Source organism: Oscillibacter sp., from assembly GCF_040505565.1.
Classification (GTDB): Bacteria; Bacillota; Clostridia; order Oscillospirales; family Oscillospiraceae; genus Oscillibacter.
In genome coordinates, this window is the sequence record NZ_JBEUWZ010000006.1 from 198,061 (window position 1) to 212,442 (window position 14,382).

Below are 14,382 nucleotides of genomic sequence, written 5' to 3' on the forward strand. Positions count from 1 at the left end.
GATTCTGATGGATGGATACTATAACAATTGATGTGATCGAACTGATTTTTGGAAAGCTGTATGAAAAATAGGGCATCAGCGATCGAACCGACTTCTCAAAGCTGACGCTGGAGGACTATCCCATCCTCTCCGATCTCTATGAGCTGATCGAGGCGGAATATAAAACCATCCAGCCGCTTCGTGGTGTTCGACGTAAAGGGACTTCTGCAGGCCAGTAAAAATGTGAAGAACGCCCTGCTGTTCAACGTGCTGTCCTTTATGTCGGACAAGCTGCTGACCGAGGGCAACACCGCCGCCAGCATCGACGAGTTGTACCTGTTCCTGACGAACCTGACCGCAATTGAGTATATCCGAAACTTCATGAAACGTGTCCGTAAAAAGGAATCCAGCATCATCCTTGCCAGCCAGAACCTCGAGTATTTTGCCATTCCCGGCATCGCCGAGTTGACAAAGCCCCTGTTCAGTATCCCGACCCACGCCTTCCTATTCAACGCCGGCAACATCGATAAGAAGTTTTATATGGATACGCTCCAGCTCGAAGAATCCGAGTACAATCTCATCCGCTTTCCCCAGCGGGGCGTCTTCCTCTACAAATGCGGCAACGAGCGGTACAACCTTGTGGTTCATGCCCCGGCGTATAAGGAAAAACTGTTCGGCAAGGCTGGAGGCCGATAATAAGCAGGGGCAGAACCGATAGACTCAGTTCTGCCCCTGCTTTAGGGGCTGATGATGCGAAGCTGATTCGGCTCAGAGCCATACGATACATGCCATCAATTAAACGTAGATGGGCTCAAATATTTATTAGGACTGGTGGCATAACCGTTTTGATACTTTACGGTCATGTACAGAGTTTTCTCACTGTTCACAAGTTTAACATAGCAGACATCGTTCTCAAACTTATCGGTAATATCAATCTTCTGGTCAAACCAGTAAACCCAAACCGAGCCGTCATCTTCATATTCCACGTCTGGGGCAGTCAGTTCCTCCATCAAGTCTTCATCCGAGACAGGAGCTTCGGTTCCGTCCGGTGCGATTGCAACGCCGCCACCGCCTTGATGCTTCACATTTCCCTGTTCGTCAGTGTAGTCCATACTATAATTTCCGTCACCATCAAACTGAATAGTCGCTTCGGTTTGATCGCCGTGAATCCAAAGCTGGATAGTGCGCTGGATGCCTCCTACATCCGCGGCATATGCAGCTGTAGCGCTGCCCACAATCATCACACAGGCGGCAACAGCGGCAACCATTGCTTTGAACTTATGATGTTTCATTGTTCTTTCCATTTTTTCTACCTCCAAAGAAAAATCGTCAGAGGCATGAATCGCAGAAAATGCCTGCTTATATTTTTCCTTATTCGTCATCTTCCCATACCTCCTTTAATGTGTTGTGAAGCGACAATCTCCCACGCGACAATCTGACTTTCACATTGCTTGGCGTTACCTTCAAAATATCCGCGATTTCATTTACAGAATAATCCTCATAATAAAATAAATGAATCACGATACGATACTTCTCCGAGAGCTTCATCACGGCCTCAAATATTTCAGAGGACTCCTTCGACTCGAAGGTCAATGTTTCTATGTAGTCCTCCAACGGCAGCGAATTGCGTCGGAAAAAAGTATTGTTTTTGTTTTTTGCCTTGTTAATCGCCACTCGGATAAGCCATGCACGTATGTGTTGCTCCGATTCAAAATCTTTTTTCTGTGACAGATACTGAATGAAGGTATCCTGAACAACATCTTCAGCATCCTGTGCATTTTTACACACATTAAACGCTGCAGCATATAGATTGCTCCGATAATTCTCAATCAGTATCTCTACTGATGATTTCATAAGCATGCTCCTTAAATCGTTTGAAAAGCCTTTCACCAATAATACAAATGAAACTAATGAAAGGTTACAAAGCATCCTGCAATCCTAAAAAAATTATGTGATAGACAGAAAAGTGCTGATTCTCTATATGAGTCCAATACTTTTAAACAGCAATGCTATGTTCGGGTCGCAGGCTATCGCTCTACTGCAAAATACAGATAATCCTCGCTTCGCACTATCAGTAAAATGCCTGTCTTTATGTTCCCACTATAGTATACAAATCGAATCATACCAATCAGAAAGAGGATGTCCACTGCCGTTTTCTAATCTCTGTATTTCGGTGAGGATAACCCAACAGCCGTTGGTACAGGAAAATTCGTGGACTGCTTTGCTCAATATGAGGAACGCACTGACACATGCCAGCCTTTCCCTTTTCTAAAACAAATCATATAGAGTGAGCACTATGGAACAGAATAATTTAAAAGAAGACGCCAGCTTTCAACAATTATCGAAGAAGATTATTATGTTGCCAGTAGTACGTATAGGGTTCTGACTACCGCAAAAATATATAACTCCACTGGAACCAAACCATTGGAAAGTGAACCTTTCAGTTCTCAGGAACGGACGTATTCATATGTTCTGAAAAATATGATAATCTAGCTGAATGCGAAGGAGAAGCATCCGGCAAGCCCGTCCTAGAGCTTGTGTAAACCTCCGTTGCGGTGTAAAATGGAAGCACCGCTAAACCAATTGGACTATCGACAAAAAGGTTGTCCGAGCCTTTTCACCAGGCTAAACGTTGTAATATTCACATTTTTATATGTTTTAAGCTGAAATTTGAAATGATTATTTTTTGGTCATTGAATTAGTATGCCACCATAAATTAAAAAGGAAATCTCACTGGATCCCGATGGCGTAAACGGCACATATCATTTCTTAAAGCCGAGCGATTGTTCTTCCAATCGCGTACCCGCATACATATCCGATGATTCCGAGCAGAAGCGTACTAAGAATGTAGATAAAAGCATTCAGTTTGTCTCTTTCTTGAAATAGATGAAAGCCCTCATACATGAAGGTGGAGAAAGTTGTGAACGCGCCGCAAAAGCCGTCGCCGAACAGCAGGTAACCGCTATTTCCCATATCAACGCCCGTCAGAATACCGAGGAGCAGCGCACCTGAGATATTGATTAGAAACGTTCCGATTGGAAATAAAGTATTGGATTTTTGTGAAAGTACCTTGCCGAGCTGAAACCTGCATATGCCGCCAAATACCCCACCGACGCCTACTAAAGCAAGATCCACTTAATCCACATCACTTTCTTTTTCTGTGAGTTTATCTAGCTTTTCCCGCTCCCTCGTCACCATGGAACCTATTTTGCGGGCAAGTACGACTCCAAAGTACGCAGACGCGAGGCCGAGCATGACACTTACCGTCATATAAGAAATTGCCGAGAGGTAGCAGCCATCCTGCAATAACCCAACGGTTTCCTTGCACAGTGTGGAAAAGGTGGTGAATGCCCCCAGCAATCCCGTAGTCAGTCCGAGTCTGACATCGGAGTCAAAGGCCCATACTTCGTAAGCAATCGTTGAGATAAAAGCGATCATGAGTGCGCCAAGGACATTGATTAACAGTGTATTGAGCGGAACGTTTCCGTGATAATTGCAAATTTGAATGCCTTTCGCCAGGTATCGCAGCGCAGCCCCCGCGAAGCTGCCGCATCCGATAAAAATATATTTGCGCATAAAATTGCGTCCTCGCTACCAATATTTTTATATTGAACCAAAAAAAGAAGCTGACAGCTCCTGCCTTAAGCAGAAGTCATCAGCTTAACAGCGGTTTCGGCATAGCCGAGGGAGAACTTCTTTCCCATCTGAATGATTATATCATAACCATAACGATCTTTCAATGTAAACTCCACAAGGCCGATAGCTCAAAGAAAGAATGCCACCGGTCCCACAGATCTGCTACGGAACTGTACAGACTTTCCCAGGAAAACAGTGCCCTTCGACAGCTGAATTTAATGGTTGACATCTGTGTGCTTCACTTCTACAATCATTTTAAAAGACGATTCCCATTTGTACAACTCATTTAAATGGCAAATATTCTGCCGCAATCTTTCGGAGGAAATCATGCAAAAGCCGTTCAAGAAAAAAACACCTAACCGTTTTTTATGGATAGCGTTATTGCTAATATGTATATCTACAATCGTTTTGCCCAATTTACAGCCGACCGCAAAGGCAATTTCCCAGTCTGATATTGATGCTCTCCAGGCGGATGCCAACAAGTTGGCGGCTAAGAAGAAAGGCCTACAGTCGAAGCTGAGCGCTCTTTCCAATGATAAGTCCAAGGTATTGGAGAAAAAAGAACTGCTGGATGAACAGATTTCGGTTCTTTCCGATCAGGTCTCGAATGTGGAAGATCAGATTGCGGATTTTGACCATTTGATTTCGCAAACACAGGCACAACTGGATGAGGCTAAAGAAAAAGAAGCGGCGCAGTATCAGCTGTTTTGCAAGCGTGTCCGCGCCATGGAGGAATGCGGGACGGTCAGCTACTGGTCCGTCCTGTTCAAGGCGGACAACTTTACCGATTTGCTCTCCAGAATAGACTTCGTGAATGAGATCATGGAGTCGGACCAGCGCGTAATCGATGACTTGAAGAAACTTCAGGATGAAATCTCGGCAAAGCAAAATGATTTAAAGGATCAAAAGGCAGAATCAGAATCGGCCAAGGCGGATCTGGTAGCCAAGAAATCGGAACTGAACACCCAGCAGAATGCCACGGTTTCTCTCATGAAACAGATTGAGGAGAACGAAGCGGATTACAAGAGCACTTTGAGTGAGATTGCCAAAGAAGAAGACGCAACCAATGATAAAATTGCCCAGATGGCTAAGGAACTGGCAAAACAGAGCAGTGCCAAAGGCACGTACGGCGGATACATATGGCCGGAAGCCGTCAGCAAGCGGATCTCATCGCCTTTCGGCAAACGCACATCCCCCGGCGGTATTGGCAGTACGAATCATAAAGGTGTAGATATCTGCGGCGTGGGGTATACGACACAGGTACTGGCCGCTAAGGCGGGTACGGTGATTGTCTCTCAGTACAGCAGTTCTTACGGAAACTATGTGGTGATTAACCATAATGGCGGTAATGCAACCCTATACGCACATTTGAGTTCCCGCAAAGTGAACGTGGGAGATACGGTAGCGCAGGGGCAGGTGCTCGGCATTACCGGCTGTACGGGGCATTCCACCGGCCCACACCTTCATTTTGGCATCACGGAAGACGGTGAATGGGTAGACCCACTAAAGTATCTGGCAAATTATATGAAGAATTGGTAGACGGCAATGCCATCGAGGACCTGTTACATCCCCTGGAGCCGACGGGAAATAACCGATCGTGATTTTGCGGCCACCAGTCGATTTATTATAAAATCAGCCTCCGCCTCGGAAGATTTCCGAGCGGAGGCTGATTTTTTGGCCGATTTCCGGGCAATTTCTTAACCGCAGCTGCGGACAAAAGCGCGGAAAAGGGATAGTCCAAAGGGGTCGTTGCGGTAGCTGAACTCCGGATGCCATTGGACTGCCCACAGAAATTTTTTCTTTGGGCAGTATGCAGCCTCCACCAGGCCGTCCGGAGACCACGCCATGGGCGTGAGATCAGGCGCCACTTCCCGCACCGCCTGATGGTGGTAGCTGTTGACACCAAGCTCCTGCTTGTCAAGCAGCTGCAAGAGCGGACCGTCCAAACGAACCGTGTGGCAGACTTGGTCGTATGGTGGGGTCATATGGTGGTCAATGGGACCAGGGTGCTCCATAGGCAGGTCCTGATAGAGCGTACCGCCCAGCAGAACATTGATCAGCTGGATACCGCGGCAGATGCCAAAAACCGGCTTATCCTCCGCGAAAGCACGGTGAAACAAGTGTTCCTCCAGACGGTCTCGGGCCGGACAAAGCGTGCCGCATTGAGCCAGCGGTTTCTGGCCGTAAAGCTCTGGATTTACGTCGTGGCCGCCGGTGAACAGCAGACCGTCGCACAGTTCGTAAAGCAAATCAAGATCGCCTTCGTCGGCGTTCAGCGGCAGCATCACCGGCAGACCGCCGGCGGCGCAAATCCCTTCAAAATATCCGGGCAGCATCCACAAACTTTGCTTTTCATCATCCCAGATCGGGATTACTCCGATAATCGGTTTTTCCATATTTACAACCTTTCCTCTGCTAAATCCCAACATAGCAGCGGCATCATTTTACAAACAGCGGCAGCGCTTTAACAATCAGATCCACACAGCCGTCCTCGCCCAAAACCGCAGAGTCGAGGCTCAGGTCGTACCCAGCTGCATCCCGCCATTCTTCGCCGGTATAGTAGTGATAATACGCGGCACGGCGTTTGTCCTCTTCCCGGATATGCCGGAGAATCTCTCGATTGGACCAGGCCAGAGAGTAGTCGGCCACGCGGGCGCTTCGATTTTCCAACGGTGCGTGAATAAATACACGCAGGACGTTTCGTTTTTGGGCAAGCAGATGGTTGCCGCAGCGACCCAGAATAATACAGCTCTGCTCACTGTCCGCCAGCTCCTTGATAATCTTGGCCTGAAAGTTAAATAGATTTTGGGTGGAAGTAAAATCGTCGCTGTCCGGCGGCAACAACTCGCCGGAGTATACCTTTTCGGCCGCAGCCAGCATTTGAATCCGGCCGACGCGTTCATCCGCCGCGCCGAACAGTTGCTCATGGATGCCGCTGATCTCAGAGGCCAGACGCAGCAGATCGCGGTCGTAATAGGCAATGTTCAGTTTCTCCGACAGCTTTTTCACGATATTGTGGCCACCGCTGCCCGTCTCCCGGGCGACGGTAATGATATAAGGCTTCATATTACGCCCCCCTTATGCGCCCAAATAAGCTTTGCGGACGCGGTCGTCCGCGGACAGAGCAGCCGCATTGCCCTCCATGGCGATGGTGCCGGTTTCCAGTACATAGGCGCGGTCGGCCACAGACAGTGCCATCTTGGCGTTTTGCTCTACCAGCAAAATCGTAATGCCGCTTTTGTGGAGCTCCTGAATGATGGCAAAAATTTCTTTGACCAGCAGAGGGGAAAGCCCCATGGACGGTTCGTCCATCAGCAAAATTTTTGGATTTGTCATCAAGGCCCGACCGGTGGCCAGCATCTGCTGTTCACCGCCCGAGAGCGTGCCCGCATACTGCTTCCAGCGCTCTTTTAAACGAGGAAAATGTTGATAGACACTCTCAAGATTTTCGTTGATCTTTTTGGAATCCCGGACAATGTAGGCGCCCATGCGCAAATTTTCCTCCACGGTCATGCGGGCAAATACATGGCGCCCTTCCGGAACGTGGGCAAGGCCCATGCCGATAATCGAGTTTGCGGGTACTTTCTGAAGGTTTTTACCGTCCATCAGTATCTCGCCGGACGTGGCGTGCAGCAGACCGGAAATTGTATGCAGCGTAGTCGTCTTGCCCGCACCGTTGGCGCCGATCAGGGATACCAGCTCGCCATCGCCCACGGCAAGTGTGATTCCCTTTATGGCGTGAATCGCCCCATAAAAGACATTCACATCCTTGATTTCAAGCATCTCTCTCCCCCCTCACTCGCCCAGATAGGCCGCGATGACCTTTGGATTTCGCGCAATCTCCTCCGGCAGCCCGGCGGCAATGGTCTGGCCATAATCAATGACCTGGATCCGTTCACAAATGTTCATCACCAGAGACATATCGTGCTCGATCAGCAAAATGGCAATGCCGAAGCGGTCCCGGATCGTGTTGATACACTCCAACAGCTCGGCGGTCTCCGTCGGGTTCATGCCGGCAGCAGGTTCGTCCAGCAGCAGCACCTTCATATTTGTGGCCAGCGCCCGGGCTATCTCCAGCTTGCGCTGCTGCCCGTAAGGCAGGTTTGCCGACAAAAGCTCCGCCTTGTCCTCCATGTGGAAGATTGTCAGAAGTTCCAACGCTTTTTCGGTCATTTCCCGCTCTGCCTTCCAGAATTTCGGCGTGCGGAAAGTGGCGTCCAGCATGTTGTATTTGACGTCCTTGGTGAATGCGGCCTTCACGTTGTCAATAACGCTCATTTCTTTAAAAAGGCGAATGTTCTGAAACGTGCGGGCCACACCTGCCTCCACGAATTGATGGGTTTTACGCCCGTTCAAGGGCACGCCGTTGAGAATGACGGTACCTTCCGTTGGAACGTACACGCCGGTGAGCATGTTGAAGACGGTGGTCTTCCCTGCTCCGTTCGGACCGATCAGGCCCATTAATTCGCCCTGATAGATCTGAATGTTAAAGTCCTGCACGGCTTTAAGGCCGCCAAACGTAATGCCCAGCTTCCTTGTCTCCAAAACCGGGGTTTTCGTCTCAGGCATGAGTTTCGCCCCCCTTCCGCTCCGCTCTTTCCCGTGCTTTTCTTGTGTGGTGCAGCTTGACATCCCGGCTCAGATTGATGAGGGAGAATTCATAGGTGCCGAAAATGCCTTTGGGCCGGAACATGATGACTATGATCAAAATAACGGCGTAGACCAGCATGGGATACGCGAATACGCTCTGAACCGCCGCCGGCAGCAGAGCAACCCATGTGCCGTTTTTGATCTGGTAGTTGACCAGAAACATGATGACCGCAGCAGCCGCGGAGCCGGTCAGGGAGCCCATGCCGCCCAAAACCACCATAACCACCACAAAGGTGGAGTTTAGAATACCGCCGTTGGCAAAAGCAAAGGACGAGGTGGACAGTGTTGCGTTGGCGCAGGCATACAGCGCACCGGCCACGCCGGCGAAGAACGCCGAGTAGGCAAAGGTAAACACCTTGTAGAATGACGTGTTGATGCCGGAGGCGGAGGCGGCAATCTCGTCGTCCCGAATAGCCTTGATGGCCCGCCCATACTTAGAACGAATGAACATAAACATCATGGTAAGGCAGATTAGTGTCACCAGCAGGGCAAACCACAAAAATGTCACCTTGGAGGAGGTGCCGAAGCCCAGGCCGTTTTTGTAGAGGGACGCGGAAGCAGAGCCGTCAGCCAGTCCGTCCTGCCCGCAAAAAGGCAAATTGTTGATGATGTTGATAATAATCATGCCAAAGCCCAGCGTGATGATGGCTAAATAATCGCCCTTCAGCCGCAGCGCCGGAATGCCCACCAGCAGTCCCACCAGTGCCGCCAGGAAACCGGCAAGCAGAATACAGCCGAATAAAATCAGAATAAAAACTGGGCTGGACTTGTCATCATATAGACCGGCCCGCTCGCAGGCTAGGCTCAAAAGCGCGGCGGTGTAAGCGCCGATGGCCATAAAACCGCAGTGCCCCAGGGACAGCTGTCCCAGAAAGCCCAGCACCAGATTCAGCGAGGCGGCCAAAATAATGAGGTAGCAGCACTGCCACAGGCAGGGGGCCAGAATCAGCTTGAAGCCGCCGCTTTTTCCCATGACATTTTGAAGCGCCAAAAAGGCGATGAAAGCGACTGCCAAAACGGCAGTGTTGAGGAGATATCCTTTTGCGGTTGTACTCCTTTTCATACCTTCTCACCTACATTCTTTCCGAGAATTCCAGCGGGTTTGAGAATGAGGACGACAATCAGAATCAGGAACACAAACGTATCCGCCATACTGGAAGAGACATAGCTGGTGGTAAAAGACTCCACAAGTCCGATGACAAGACCGCCCAGCATGGCTCCGGGAATAATCCCGATGCCGCCCAGCACAGCCGCGACGAACGCTTTCAAGCCCAACAGCGTGCCCATGGTGGTGTAGACCTTGGGATACTGAGCCATATACATAAGCGCCGCAATGGCGGAGAGGCCTGAGCCGATGGCAAAGGTCAGCACAATAGTCCGGTTGACGTTAATACCCATGAGGGTGGCGGCCTCCTTGTCTTCGGAGACACAGCGCATTGCGCGGCCCATTCGGGTCCTTTGTGTGAACTGGTACAGGATCACCATGACGGCGGCGCCAACGACAATGGTCAGAACCGTGGCCCACTCCATCGTAACGCCTGCAATGGAGATGCCTCCGGCGGAGAAAATCTGACTGGCGACCTTGGGGTTGGGGCCGATGGCCGGGATCGCCTGTGCCAGATTTTCAAGAAACAGGCTCATGGCAATGGCGGTAATCAAGGCCGTCATACCGGTGCCCTTTTTTCGGACGGGACGGTAGGCGATCAGCTCCGTGCCCATGCCCACCAGTGCACACACCGCGATGGCAAATATTACGGACAGCCATGCCGGAAGCCCCGCTGCCAGAATCAGAGGAATTGTGAAAATCATGGTGTAGCCGCCTACCATGATAAAATCTCCGTGAGCAAAGTTGATAAGTCGGATAATGCCGTATACCATGGTATAGCCCAACGCGATTAAGGCATAAATACTGCCGAGGCGCAGCCCGACAATCAGCGTCTGGATAAAAGTACTCACGTTTTGTTTCCCACCTTTCAAGCCATACGCGGCAGGGGAGGCTCGGCAGCTTACGCCACAGCGCCGCCCCTGCCGCGTTGCAGAGTCTTAAATCAGTTGCTTTTTAAATCAGGGCAACTCCTTAACCACGTCCACCAGCTTGGTTGTCACACTGGTGCCATCGGAGGTAAAGGAGATGATGGATGCGCCCTTGGTCGGCGTACCGGTATCATCCAACGAGAAGGAGCCGGTGACGCAGTCATAGACCGTGGAGGTATCGGCCAGGGCATCGCGGACGGCGGCAGGATCAGCCGAGCCCGCAGTCTCAATGGCCTGCTTATACATGTACACGGCGTCGTAAGCCAGAGCGGAGATGGCATTGGGCGTGGAGCCGAACTTATCCTGATAGGCCTTGACGAAGGACTGCACCTTTTCTGAGGTGTCGGCGGGGTCGTAGTGATTGGTCCAGTAGACGTTGTTGAAAGCGGTCAGATCGGCGCCTTTCACCACGTAGTCAGGTGTGCCGTCGTAACCGTCGGCACCCATGATAATGCCGTCATAACCGGCGGCACGGGCCTGGGTGACAATATACGGGCCGATGACGTCGTAGTAATAGGGTGCGTAGACAAAGTCCACACCGGATTTCACCATGGAGGAGAACTGGTTGGTATAATCCTGCACGTCCAGAGAGGCCGTGGATTCCACCGCGTCGATGGTCACGCCATATTTTTTACAAGCCGCTGCGAAGGAGTCGTACAGACCTTTGGAATAAGTATCCGCAGCGCAGTAGACGACGCCCACATGGGTATGGCCGGACTGACTTGCATAGGCTGCGGCGATGGCGCCCTGGAAACCGTCGGCATAGCAGGCGCGGAAGACATAGTCATCTTTCGTGGTGATGGAGTCGGCCGTGGAGGACGGCGTCAGAAGGCACACGCCTTCTTCGTCTGCGGCATCCGTGATGGCCGAGGTGCAGCCGGAGGTGACGGAGCCAACAATCAGGCCCACGCCCTGCGCAACCAGAGAATTGAAAGCGTTCAGGCACTCGGTAGGGTCAAACTGGTCATCCGCATTGATAACTTTTATCTGACTGCCGTTGATGCCGCCTGCGTCGTTGATCTGGCTGACCGCCAGATCAACCGCAGTGGTCACAGCCGTTCCATAAGTGGCCAGAGAACCGGTGTTGGGGGAAATCGTGCCAATGGTAATTGTACCGCCGGAAGAACCGGGCGCAGAGGCAGATGCGGAGCCGGACGCGGAGCCGGACGCAGCGGCGGAGCCAGAACCTCCAGAGCCGCAAGCAGTCAGGCTTAGCGCCATCGTACCGGCTAACAGGAAACTTGCAAGTTTCTTCTTTTCCATTTTCAAATCCTCCTTATAATTGCTGTTTTGGCAATCGCTTTCTTCCAAAACGAAAACGGGACGCAGACGATCTTCTCGTCTACGCCCCGTTGCGTTTTTATTATCATAGCGAATCAACGGTCGTCTGTCAATTTTGGAATGTCACGAAGAAAAGCCGAAAACTACATGAAATTTTGTAATATGCGCCAATCGGTAATTTCATGCAAGCCGCACGACAATGGGCTCCATTCCCACCGCAAACCTGGCCCACAAATTATTTATACAATCTTCCTTGTAACATTCGCCAAAGTGCAGTATAATATAAGAATAAAAAATGCAGATTGGAGTTGAAAAGATGAGAACAATTTCTTGCTGACAAGTTAGGTGCAACCATATTCCATTCGGTTATACCGTTTGTTTTGTTGCGCCTGTTTGCAAGAAAGCTCCCATTCTTTTCAACATTTTGCGGTGTGTTGCTATGCTTTTTATGCATTGGCATACCCTGTTTGATTGGTTGCGGGAATTCACTTTCTTGCAGCCAATTTTCTTATACAGGAGGGCAACGCAATGTCACAAATTAAAATTACAAATCTCACATTTAGTTATGAGGGCAGCTACGAGGATATTTTTGAAAATGTCAGCTTTCAAATCGACACGGACTGGAAACTGGGGTTCATCGGGAGAAACGGCAGAGGCAAAACCACCTTTTTAAATCTCTTGCTGGAACGATATCCTTTTCAGGGTACGATTACCCGTTCCGTTAATTTCAGTTACTTCCCATTTTCAATCAAGGACGCATCCATGCTCACACAGGACGTTATCGCTGAAATAGTTCCAGATCAACCGCAGTGGGAACTGGCACGTGAATTCGCCCTTTTGAAAGTTGATGATTGTGTTCTGTACCGCCCGTTTGATACGCTCTCGAACGGTGAACAGACAAAGGTGCTGTTGGCGGTGCTGTTTTGTAAGAAGAATAACTTTCTGCTGATAGACGAACCGACAAATCACCTTGACGCTCACGGAAGAGAACTTGTCTCCCAGTATCTTAACTGCAAGAAAGGCTTTATCCTTGTTTCTCATGACAGAAACTTCCTGGATGGTTGCGTTGATCATATCCTGTCGATCAATAAAGCAAATATTGAAGTAGTAAAGGGTAACTTTTCGTCATGGCTGGCAAATAAAGAGCTGCAGGACAGCTTTGAGCTTGCAGAAAATGATAAGCTGAAAAAGGAAGTAGGACGTTTGGAAAAGGCGGCAAAGGAGAAGGCCGTTTGGTCTGACAAGGTAGAAAAAACCAAATATGCGACGCGGAACTCCGGTCTGCGCCCGGATAGAGGCTATATCGGACATCAATCCGCAAAAATGATGAAACGCTCCAAGGGAATTGAAAACCGGAAGCTGTCCGCCGCCGCCCAAAAATCAAAGCTCTTGAAGAATATTGAACGTACAGAGACCCTGAAAATCAACCAATTGGCATTTTATAAAAGTGAGCTTGTTTCATTGAAGAACGTCGCTGTTTTTTACGGCGCTCATACTGTATGCCAAGATATATCCTTTGCTATTGAAGCTGGCGATCGAATCTGTCTTTCCGGTAATAACGGGAGCGGAAAATCAAGTGTTCTAAAGCTGATTTGTGGAGAAAGAATCCCTTATCGAGGTGACCTCAGCGTCGGCAGCGGCCTGAAAATATCCTACGTCTCTCAAAACGCTTCGTTCTTGAAAGGAAATCTATCCGATTTTGCACGGATGTCTGAACTGGATGAGAGCCTATTCAAGGCTATTTTGCATAAACTGGACGTTTCAAAAGAGCAGTTCAGTAAAGATATGTCTGATTTCAGCGGTGGCCAGAAAAAGAAAATTTTGATAGCAAAAAGTCTTTGTGAAAAAGCACATCTGTACATCTGGGATGAGCCTCTGAATTATATCGATGTTATTTCCCGTATGCAGATAGAAGAATTGCTGCTGGAATTCAGACCAACCATTTTATTCGTTGAACATGACAACCTTTTTTGTGAAAAAATAGCAACTAAGATCATTTGTTTGTAGCGCACTTGCCTCGAAGAATACAAGCGCATTTCTCTGCCGGTCAAATTTCAGTTTAGCGGGCAGCTTGCTCGGTTTGCCAGCCGCTGACACCACGTAAAAGGAAAATGATTCAACAATGAGAGGAGAGCAAATGATAGATAATCTTATATTAAGAAAAGCGATTGATCATGATATGCGAAATATTATCCAGTTAGAAGAAGACGTTTTTAATATTGAACAACAAATTCCTTCTGCACTCATCCCGCTTCCCGCCCAAAACCATCCAAAATGGTGGTGCGCTTTGCTGGACACATCGATTGTTGGAGCAGTCGCTGCATGGAATGACATGAACCAAGTGCATTGGGGCAGATTTGCAACAAAGCAAACTTATAGAGGACTGCATATCGGTCGAAAATTAGCTCAGTTTTCTGTGGAAGATTTATTTTCTGAAGGAATTCAAGAAATCCACATGGACGCAAGAGATATAACCGTAAAAATCATCTGTGGTATGGGCGGAAAAATAAGCGGAAAACCAACATTGTTTTATAATAGTAATGTAACGCCAGTTGTTCTACATAGAGAAGACTATTATAGTCAAAGAACGATCAGTTAAGTAGGCCAACCGTGTTGGGTCATCAACAGGAATTCTTCTATGCGTGATCATTTTTTGCTATTTCCAGCTTAATAACGTATTTTACATAGGATGACGTATAAGAGCATTTCTGAATGAAGTGTTTTCCTAATTTATGAAAAGAAGCAAATGGAGGGATATCATAGAAGTGCAGAGGGCAAACACCCAAAAAGTGATAGGATCAA

Annotated in this window: 14 protein-coding genes, 1 pseudogene and 1 riboswitch; of the genes and pseudogenes, 4 read left to right on the top strand and 11 right to left on the bottom strand. The window is 49.0% G+C overall.

All coding sequences use genetic code 11. The features are described from left to right. Positions 1-26 precede the first annotated feature (26 nt). Positions 27-675 (top strand): annotated as a pseudogene (locus ABWQ15_RS02730) (putative type IV secretion/conjugal transfer ATPase); the annotation flags it as partial. A 95-nt stretch (positions 676-770) separates the two neighbouring features. Here ABWQ15_RS02730 and ABWQ15_RS02735 read toward each other — a convergent pair. The 4 genes from ABWQ15_RS02735 to crcB (ABWQ15_RS02750) form a co-directional block, all read right to left on the bottom strand. After that, a complete protein-coding gene (locus ABWQ15_RS02735; RefSeq protein ID WP_353907287.1) occupies positions 771-1,361 on the bottom strand; it encodes a hypothetical protein in 591 nt (196 codons plus the stop codon). Then, entirely contained in the window at positions 1,351-1,833 is a 483-nt protein-coding gene (locus tag ABWQ15_RS02740) for an RNA polymerase sigma factor (RefSeq protein WP_353907288.1), read from the bottom strand. Before ABWQ15_RS02740 ends, ABWQ15_RS02735 begins: the two co-directional genes overlap by 11 nt. Positions 1,834-2,748: 915 nt before the next feature. Then, positions 2,749-3,114 carry a fluoride efflux transporter CrcB gene (gene crcB / locus ABWQ15_RS02745; protein ID WP_353907289.1) on the bottom strand — a complete coding sequence of 122 codons (366 nt, stop codon included), beginning with the start codon at positions 3,112-3,114 and terminating at the stop codon, positions 2,749-2,751. Further along, positions 3,115-3,555 (bottom strand): fluoride efflux transporter CrcB, encoded by a 441-nt coding sequence (crcB, locus tag ABWQ15_RS02750; RefSeq protein WP_353907290.1) that lies wholly within the window; start codon positions 3,553-3,555, stop codon positions 3,115-3,117. Positions 3,556-3,618: 63 nt separating this feature from the next. Continuing rightward, a riboswitch (Fluoride riboswitch) is annotated at positions 3,619-3,690 on the bottom strand. Between the two features lie 252 nt (positions 3,691-3,942). Between crcB (ABWQ15_RS02750) and ABWQ15_RS02755 the strand changes: the two genes are divergently transcribed. After that, positions 3,943-5,154, top strand: coding sequence for a murein hydrolase activator EnvC family protein (locus tag ABWQ15_RS02755; protein ID WP_353907291.1), 1,212 nt, complete (start codon positions 3,943-3,945; stop codon positions 5,152-5,154). A gap of 158 nt (positions 5,155-5,312) precedes the next feature. Here the strand turns inward: ABWQ15_RS02755 and ABWQ15_RS02760 are convergent, their stop codons facing one another. From ABWQ15_RS02760 to ABWQ15_RS02790, 7 genes are all read right to left on the bottom strand, one after another. Next, a complete protein-coding gene (locus ABWQ15_RS02760; protein ID WP_353907292.1) occupies positions 5,313-6,011 on the bottom strand; it encodes a gamma-glutamyl-gamma-aminobutyrate hydrolase family protein in 699 nt (232 codons plus the stop codon). A 43-nt stretch (positions 6,012-6,054) separates the two neighbouring features. Then, complete coding sequence (locus ABWQ15_RS02765; RefSeq protein WP_353907293.1) at positions 6,055-6,681, bottom strand: cytidylate kinase-like family protein; 627 nt, start codon at positions 6,679-6,681, stop codon at positions 6,055-6,057. Between the two features lie 12 nt (positions 6,682-6,693). Continuing rightward, positions 6,694-7,398 carry an ABC transporter ATP-binding protein gene (locus ABWQ15_RS02770; RefSeq protein ID WP_353907294.1) on the bottom strand — a complete coding sequence of 235 codons (705 nt, stop codon included), beginning with the start codon at positions 7,396-7,398 and terminating at the stop codon, positions 6,694-6,696. 12 nt (positions 7,399-7,410) lie between these two features. Next, the gene (locus tag ABWQ15_RS02775) at positions 7,411-8,184 is read right to left on the bottom strand and encodes an ABC transporter ATP-binding protein (protein ID WP_353907295.1); all 774 of its coding nucleotides are present in this window, start codon (positions 8,182-8,184) and stop codon (positions 7,411-7,413) included. Beyond that, a complete protein-coding gene (locus ABWQ15_RS02780; RefSeq protein WP_353907296.1) occupies positions 8,177-9,328 on the bottom strand; it encodes a branched-chain amino acid ABC transporter permease in 1,152 nt (383 codons plus the stop codon). Before ABWQ15_RS02780 ends, ABWQ15_RS02775 begins: the two co-directional genes overlap by 8 nt. Continuing rightward, positions 9,325-10,221, bottom strand: coding sequence for a branched-chain amino acid ABC transporter permease (locus ABWQ15_RS02785; protein WP_353907297.1), 897 nt, complete (start codon positions 10,219-10,221; stop codon positions 9,325-9,327). The genes ABWQ15_RS02780 and ABWQ15_RS02785 overlap by 4 nt, the downstream gene beginning before the upstream one ends. 108 nt (positions 10,222-10,329) lie before the next feature. Further along, the gene (locus ABWQ15_RS02790; RefSeq protein WP_353907298.1) at positions 10,330-11,562 is read right to left on the bottom strand and encodes an ABC transporter substrate-binding protein; all 1,233 of its coding nucleotides are present in this window, start codon (positions 11,560-11,562) and stop codon (positions 10,330-10,332) included. Positions 11,563-12,108: 546 nt separating this feature from the next. Between ABWQ15_RS02790 and ABWQ15_RS02795 the strand changes: the two genes are divergently transcribed. Beyond that, positions 12,109-13,587, top strand: coding sequence for an Lsa family ABC-F type ribosomal protection protein (locus tag ABWQ15_RS02795; RefSeq protein ID WP_353907299.1), 1,479 nt, complete (start codon positions 12,109-12,111; stop codon positions 13,585-13,587). A 130-nt stretch (positions 13,588-13,717) separates the two neighbouring features. Next, positions 13,718-14,179: a GNAT family N-acetyltransferase gene (locus ABWQ15_RS02800; protein WP_353907300.1), complete on the top strand. Its 462-nt coding sequence runs from the start codon at positions 13,718-13,720 to the stop codon at positions 14,177-14,179. Positions 14,180-14,382 lie beyond the last annotated feature (203 nt).

Bases quoted from the DNA above. Each gene is read 5' to 3' on its own strand.
- ABWQ15_RS02760 (WP_353907292.1), bottom strand. From the start codon at position 6,011: ATGGAAAAACCGATTATCGGAGTAATCCCGATCTGGGATGATGAAAAG.
- ABWQ15_RS02755 (WP_353907291.1), top strand. From the start codon at position 3,943: ATGCAAAAGCCGTTCAAGAAAAAAACACCTAACCGTTTTTTATGGATA.
- ABWQ15_RS02775 (WP_353907295.1), bottom strand. From the start codon at position 8,184: ATGCCTGAGACGAAAACCCCGGTTTTGGAGACAAGGAAGCTGGGCATT.
- ABWQ15_RS02770 (WP_353907294.1), bottom strand. From the start codon at position 7,398: ATGCTTGAAATCAAGGATGTGAATGTCTTTTATGGGGCGATTCACGCC.
- crcB (WP_353907290.1), bottom strand. From the start codon at position 3,555: ATGCGCAAATATATTTTTATCGGATGCGGCAGCTTCGCGGGGGCTGCG.
- ABWQ15_RS02790 (WP_353907298.1), bottom strand. From the start codon at position 11,562: ATGGAAAAGAAGAAACTTGCAAGTTTCCTGTTAGCCGGTACGATGGCG.
- ABWQ15_RS02735 (WP_353907287.1), bottom strand. From the start codon at position 1,361: ATGACGAATAAGGAAAAATATAAGCAGGCATTTTCTGCGATTCATGCC.
- ABWQ15_RS02765 (WP_353907293.1), bottom strand. From the start codon at position 6,681: ATGAAGCCTTATATCATTACCGTCGCCCGGGAGACGGGCAGCGGTGGC.
- ABWQ15_RS02800 (WP_353907300.1), top strand. From the start codon at position 13,718: ATGATAGATAATCTTATATTAAGAAAAGCGATTGATCATGATATGCGA.
- ABWQ15_RS02740 (WP_353907288.1), bottom strand. From the start codon at position 1,833: ATGAAATCATCAGTAGAGATACTGATTGAGAATTATCGGAGCAATCTA.
- ABWQ15_RS02795 (WP_353907299.1), top strand. From the start codon at position 12,109: ATGTCACAAATTAAAATTACAAATCTCACATTTAGTTATGAGGGCAGC.
- ABWQ15_RS02780 (WP_353907296.1), bottom strand. From the start codon at position 9,328: ATGAAAAGGAGTACAACCGCAAAAGGATATCTCCTCAACACTGCCGTT.